We start from the raw sequence: 6,679 nt of genomic DNA, 5'->3' as shown, positions 1-6,679 counted from the left end.
GCCCGCGGCAGCCGAGTCCCCGCCCACGCCGGACGACGGCACCCGCCGCTACCTGGACGAACTCCAGGAACGCCCGCAAAAACCCGCGGAAGAGCCCCAGAACACCCCGAGCCCCGACACCGACTAGGACGGCCCTGGAACAGGACCGTCCACCCGCACACAGCCCGTCCGCGGGCCTGAGCGGGGCACTGCAAGACCCGAACTCGCGCTCGCTCACACCGTGGCCAGAGCGGCGAGAACCACCTGGCGACCGGGGTCAGTTCTCGTCGCGGCCCTCTTCGCTGTCGATCACGCCGTCGACGTAGCCGCGGGCGTACTCCCAGCTCACGTAGTCGACGGGATCGGGGGCCAGGGCGGGCTCGTGGACGCGCGGCAGGCCCTCGTCGAGCAGGTGGCGCAGGTTGCCGTGCAGCAGATCCCAGTCGATGTAGTGGAGCTTGCCGCAGTCGCCGCAGTCGACCGTGAGCCCGCGCACGCCGAGCGGTTCCAGCAGGGCGCGGAAGACCTCCAGATCGGCGAGGTCGGCCAGCACGTCCTCCCGCTCCGTCACGCTGAGCGGAGCGGTGTCGTCGCCCGGGTCGCCGAGCGCCGCCGCCGGGTCCTCCGGGTCTCCCGCGAACGGGTCGAGCGGAGCGTCGTCGTGCACATACCCACGCTACTGCCACGCGCCCGAAGTGGTGCACCCCCCTGCCCTCTCCGTGCGCGGACGATCACGGGGCGTGCGCGCGAGCGGGAATGTGCTGGGCCGCCGCCCTTGTTGCGAGATGTCATCAAGGCCACGTGGCCGCCCCCGGCAAAGCCCGTCCGGCCGCGGGTTCACGCCCTACCATGGGTACAGGTCGCCGTGACCTGGCCCGATGCCGCCACCTCTTACGGGAAGGTAGTCATGAACCCCGCCGAGCCCGAGAAGTTCCTCCCGCAGGGCCTTACCTTCGACGACGTGCTCCTGCTGCCGGGCTACTCCGATCTGCAGCCCGGCGAGGCCGACACCACGACCCGGCTGACCCGCCGGATCACGCTGCGCATCCCGCTCGTGTCGGCGGCGATGGACACGGTGACCGAGGCCCGCACGGCGGTCGCGATGGCGCGGCAGGGCGGCATCGGCGTCCTGCACCGGAACATGTCGATCGAGGAACAGGCGGAGGAGGCCGATCGGGTCAAGCGCTCCGAGGCGGGGATGATCACCAACCCGGTGACCTGCCTGCCGGACGCGACGCTCGCCGACGTCGAGGAACTCTGCGCCCGCTACCGGATCTCGGGCGTGCCGGTCACCGACGTCCGGGGCGTGCTGGTCGGCATCGTGACGAACCGGGACATGCGCTTCGAGTCCGACCCGTCCCGTCCGGTGCGCGAGGTCATGACACCGATGCCGCTGGTCACGGCGCCGGTGGACGTGACGCGCGAGGAGGCGTTCCGGCTGCTGGCGGGCAACAAGGTGGAGAAGCTCCCGCTGGTGGACGCCGACGGCCGCCTCAAGGGCCTGATCACCACCAAGGACTTCACCAAGAGCGAGAAGTACCCCGACTCCACCAAGGACGCCGACGGGCGGCTCCTCGTCGCCGCGGCCGTCGGCGTCGGCGCCGACGCGATCCGCCGCGCGCAGGCCCTCATCGACGCCGGCACCGACGTGATCATCGTGGACACGGCGCACGGCCACTCCAAGGGCGTCGCCGACACGATCGCCGCGATCAAGTCGAACGCGGACGTCGAGGTCGTCGGCGGCAACATCGCGACCTACGCGGGCGCGAAGGTCCTGGTGGACGCGGGCGCCGACGCGGTCAAGGTCGGCGTCGGACCGGGTTCGATCTGCACCACCCGCATCGTCGCGGGCGTCGGCGTCCCGCAGCTCACCGCGATCTCCGAGGCGGCCCGCGCCGCCCGCGAGGCCGGTGTCCCGGTGATCGGCGACGGCGGCCTGCAGTACTCCGGCGACATCGCCAAGGCGATCGTCGCCGGCGCCGACACGGTCATGCTCGGCTCGCTCCTCGCGGGCGTCGAGGAATCGCCCGGCGAGCTGATCTTCGTCCACGGCAAGCAGTACAAGTCGTACCGCGGCATGGGCTCGCTCGGCGCCATGCGCAACCGGGAGCGCGGCGGCTCCTTCTCCAAGGACCGCTACGCGCAGGCCGACGTCAACGCCGAGGAGAAACTGATCCCCGAGGGCGTCGAGGGCCAGGTGCCCTACCGCGGCCCGCTCGCCAACGTCGCGCACCAGCTCGTCGGCGGCCTCCAGCAGTCGATGTGGTACGCGGGCACCCGCACGATCCCCGAACTCCAGGAACGCGGCCAGCTCATGCGCATCAGCTCCGCCGGCCTCCGCGAGAGCCACCCCCACGACATCCAGATGACGGTAGAGGCCCCCAACTACCAGGGCCGCTGACCCCGCCCACGCCTGCCGTCCACACGGCACCACCACCAGGGCCCGCGCGCCCCCGCACCCGTCCCCAGCAGCCGTCACCCACGCCGCTTGGGCGCTGCCACCCAGCCATGAGCCGTCCTGCCATAGGGCGTCTCTGCGGGCCGCGCCGTCGCGCAGCGCCGCGCCCCGGCCCTCGGCATCGTGCCGTCCCGCCGGACGCGCGTTCCCAAGGATGGTTGTGCGGCGTCGGGCCCCGGCTCTCGGCTTCGTGCGGTCCCGCTGGGCGTGCGTTCCCGGGGATCGTCGTGGCGTCGGGCCCCGGTCCTCTGCTTCGTGCCGTTCTGCCGGGCGTGCGTTCCCGGGCATCCTCGTGCGGCGTCGGACCCCAGTCCTCGGCATCGTGCCGTCCCGCCGGACGCGCGTTCCCAAGGATGGTTGTGCGGCGTCGGGCCCGGCTCTCGGCTTCGTGCGGTCCTGCCGGGCGCGCGCGTTCCCGAGGACGGTTGTGCGGCGTCGGGGCCCAGCCTTCGGCATCGTGCCGTTCTGCCGGGCGTGCGTTCCCGAGACTGTCGTGCGGCGGTGCGGCCCTGGCCTGAGCGGCGGGTGCCTGTCGGGTCTGGTGGCGTGCCGGTTGTGGCGGGTGCTGACGTAAGCTCATCCGGGGCTTGTTCCCGCGGTCGGCGGGAACGCCGGGCAGGAGCGGGGACACCGAGCAGGACGAGGACCGGCACGGCGCCGGGGTGAGGAAGAGGGGCGCAGTGGCTGCTGAGGTGGAGATCGGCCGGGGCAAGAGCGGCCGCCGGGCGTACGCCTTCGACGACATCGGCATCGTGCCGTCCCGCCGGACGCGCGATCCCGAGGAGGTCAGCGTCGCCTGGCAGATCGACGCCTACCGGTTCGAGATGCCGCTGGTCATCGCGCCGATGGACAGCGTGGTCAGCCCCGCCATAGCGATCGCGGTCGGGCGGCTCGGCGGCCTCGCCGTCCTCGACCTCGAGGGCCTGTGGACGCGCTACGAGAACCCCGAGCCGCTCCTCGCCGAGATCGCCTCGCTGGACGACGTGCGCGCCACCCAGCGGCTCCAGGAGATCTACTCCGAGCCGATCAAGGAGGAACTGATCGGCCGCCGGATCGAGGAGATCCGCGAGGCCGGCGTGACGGTGGCGGCGCGGCTGTCACCGCAGCGCACCGCGCAGTTCCACAAGGCCGTCATCGACGCGGGCGTCGACCTGTTCGTGATCCGCGGCACGACCGTGTCCGCCGAGCACGTGTCGGGACGCGCCGAGCCGCTGAACCTCAAGCAGTTCATCTACGACCTGGACGTCCCCGTCATCGTCGGCGGCTGCTCCACCTACACCGCCGCGCTGCACCTCATGCGCACGGGCGCCGCCGGTGTTCTCGTCGGGTTCGGCGGCGGCTCCGGTCACACCACGCGGACCGTCCTCGGCGTCGCCGTCCCGATGGCCACGGCCGTGGCGGACGTGGCCGCCGCCCGCCGCGACTACATGGACGAGTCCGGCGGACGCTACGTCCACGTGATCGCGGACGGCGGCATGGTCAACAGCGGCGACATCGCGAAGGCGTTCGCGTGCGGCTCCGACGCCGTGATGGTCGGCTCGCCGTTCGCCCGGTCCACCGAGGCGCCGGGACGCGGCTACCACTGGGGGAGCGAGGCCCACCACGGCGACGTCCCGCGCGGCACCCGCCTCGAACTCGGGACGATCGGCACGATGGAGCAGATCCTGCACGGCCCGTCCCATGTCGCGGACGGCTCGATGAACCTGATCGGCGCCCTGCGCCGCGCCATGGCGACGTCCGGCTACACGGAGCTGAAGGAGTTCCAGCGCGTCCAGGTAGTCGTGGCCCCCCGGCGCTCCACCGACTGACGAGATCAGGCTGAGACCGAGCCCACGCGGAATCGGCCGTTTCCGGGGTGGACCCGTCCCTACTCTGGGGTAGGTAACGCTCGGAAACCGAACCGCTCTGGGGGGAATCGCGATGACGGGATCACCTGTGACGGGCCTGGGCAGCTCCCGGCTGGGCCCGGCCGAACGGGCGGCGGCGCTCGATCGCATGGCGCGCGAGGAGTTCGACGTGGTCGTCGTGGGCGGCGGCATCGTCGGCGCGGGCGCGGCGCTCGACGCGGCCACCCGGGGCCTGTCCGTCGCGGTGGTCGAGGCGCGGGACTTCGCGTCGGGGACGTCCTCCCGCTCGTCCAAGCTGATCCACGGCGGGCTCCGCTACCTGGAGCAGTACAACTTCGACCTCGTCCGCGAGGCCCTCACCGAACGCGGGCTCCTCCTCCAGCAGATCGCCCCGCACCTGGTGCGGCCCGTCCCGTTCCTCCTGCCCACCACGCACCGCGTGTGGGAGCGCGGGTACTTCGGCGCCGGGGTGGCGCTGTACGACGCGCTCGCGTTCCAGATGGGCAGCACCCGCGGCGTCCCGCACCACCGGCACCTGACGCGGCGCGGCGCGCTGCGGCTCGCCCCGTCCCTCCGCAAGGACTCCTTCGTCGGAGCGATCCAGCTCTGGGACGCCCAGGTCGACGACGCCCGCTTCGTGATGATGGCGCTCCGCACCGCCGCCGAGTACGGCGCGCAGATCGCGTCCCGCACCCAGTGCATCGGTTTCCTGCGCGAGGGCGAGCGCGTCACCGGCCTGCGCATCCGCGACCTTGAGGGCAACACGACCAGCGAGGTCCGCGCGAAGCAGGTCGTGAACGCCACCGGCGTCTGGACGGACGACATCCAGGAACTCGTCGGCGGCCGCGGCCAGATCCACGTCAAGTCCTCGAAGGGCATCCACCTCGTCGTCCCGAAGGACCGCATCCACTCCGCGACCGGCATCCTCCTCCGCACCGAGAAGTCGGTCCTTTTCGTGATCCCGTGGGGCCGCCACTGGATCATCGGCACCACCGACACCGCCTGGGACCTCGACAAGGCCCACCCCGCCGCGTCCAAGGCCGACATCGACTACGTCCTGGACCACGTCAACACCGTCCTGACGACGCCCCTCACCCACGACGACGTCGAGGGCGTCTACGCGGGCCTGCGCCCCCTCCTCACCGGCGAGACCGAGGAGACCTCGAAACTCTCCCGCGAACACGTCGTCGCGCATCCCGTGCCGGGGCTCGTCCTCGTCGCGGGCGGCAAGTACACCACCTACCGCGTCATGGCGAAGGACGCCATCGACGCCGTCGCGCACGGCCTCGACGGGAAGATCCCCGAGTCCTGCACCGACCGCATCCCGCTCGTCGGCGGCGACGGCTTCCAGGCCATGTGGAACGCCCGCCACCGCCTCGCCGCCCGCTCCGGCGTCCACGTCGCCCGCATCGAGCACCTCCTGCGCCGCTACGGAACGCTCCTGGACGACCTCCTCGAACTCATCTCCGAGAAGCCCGACCTCGCCAAGCCCCTCGCCGGCGCCGACGACTACCTCCGCGCCGAGATCGTCTACGCCGCCAGCCACGAGGGCGCCCGCCACCTGAACGACGTCCTGGCCCGCCGCACCCGCATCTCCATCGAGACCTGGGACCGCGGCGTCGGCGCCGCCCAGGAGGCCGCCGACCTCCTCGCGCCCGTCCTCGGCTGGTCCAAGAAGCAGCGCGACCGCGAGATCGAGTACTACCGCAAGCGCGTGGAGGCCGAACGCGCCTCCCAGACCCAGGAAGACGACCAGGAAGCCGACGCCCACCGCCGAGGCGCCCCCGACATCGTCCCCACCGCCTAGCCCGCCCACCGCACCGATGATTCTCGCCCCTCCAGGGTCTCTGTCCCTGTGACAGAACTTCAACGAGGAGGACGAGATGAGACGCGTGGTGCTCTACATGATGACCAGCGTGGACGGGTTCATCGCCGGCCCGGACGGCGACCTCGACTGGATGATCTCCCCAGACGAGGAAGGGCAGGCCGAGGCCCTGGACCAACTCGACACGATCGACACCGCCCTGATCGGCCGCGGCGTCTACGAGGAGATGGTCCGGTACTGGCCCACCGCCACAGACGAGTACGCGAACCGCATCAACGCCATGCCCAAGCTCGTCTTCTCCCGCACACCGGAGCCCCTGCGTTGGAACAACGCACGCATCGTCCCCGTCACCGGCGACGCGGACCTGGCCGCCCAGGTGTCCCGCCTGAAGACCCGCCCCGGCCCGGACATGGTCCTCTTCGGCGGCGCACGACTGGCCCAGACCTTTGCACGCCTAGCCCTGGTGGACGAATACCGCCTATGCATCCAGCCAGTAGCCCTGGGCTCCGGCCGCCCCCTCTTCGGCGACCTGAACTCCAGAGTCCCCCTGACCCGAACAGCAACCCGCCC

Annotated in this window: 5 protein-coding genes; 4 read left to right on the top strand and 1 reads right to left on the bottom strand. The window is 71.7% G+C overall.

Going from position 1 to position 6,679, the window contains the following annotated elements; translation table 11 throughout:
- Nucleotides 1–256 precede the first annotated feature (256 nt).
- Nucleotides 257–646 (bottom strand): DUF5319 domain-containing protein, encoded by a 390-nt coding sequence (locus E1264_RS38415; RefSeq protein ID WP_132181798.1) that lies wholly within the window; start codon nucleotides 644–646, stop codon nucleotides 257–259.
- 240 nt (nucleotides 647–886) lie between these two features.
- Here E1264_RS38415 and guaB point away from each other — a divergent pair, with 240 nt between their 5' ends.
- From guaB to E1264_RS38395, 4 genes are all read left to right on the top strand, one after another.
- Entirely contained in the window at nucleotides 887–2,380 is a 1,494-nt protein-coding gene (guaB, locus tag E1264_RS38410) for an IMP dehydrogenase (RefSeq protein WP_132181796.1), read from the top strand.
- Nucleotides 2,381–3,129: 749 nt separating this feature from the next.
- Nucleotides 3,130–4,245, top strand: a complete 1,116-nt coding sequence (locus E1264_RS38405) for a GuaB3 family IMP dehydrogenase-related protein (protein WP_132181800.1) — start codon at nucleotides 3,130–3,132, stop codon at nucleotides 4,243–4,245.
- A gap of 112 nt (nucleotides 4,246–4,357) precedes the next feature.
- On the top strand, nucleotides 4,358–6,091 hold the full coding sequence (locus tag E1264_RS38400; protein WP_132181794.1) for a glycerol-3-phosphate dehydrogenase/oxidase: 1,734 nt from the start codon (nucleotides 4,358–4,360) through the stop codon (nucleotides 6,089–6,091).
- Between the two features lie 76 nt (nucleotides 6,092–6,167).
- The coding region (locus tag E1264_RS38395) for a dihydrofolate reductase family protein (protein ID WP_132181792.1) at nucleotides 6,168–6,679 on the top strand (512 nt) is incomplete at its 3' end.

The organism is Actinomadura sp. KC216 (assembly GCF_004348535.1).
GTDB lineage: Bacteria > Actinomycetota > Actinomycetes > Streptosporangiales > Streptosporangiaceae > Spirillospora.
This window is presented reverse-complemented; position numbering and strand designations above follow the sequence as displayed.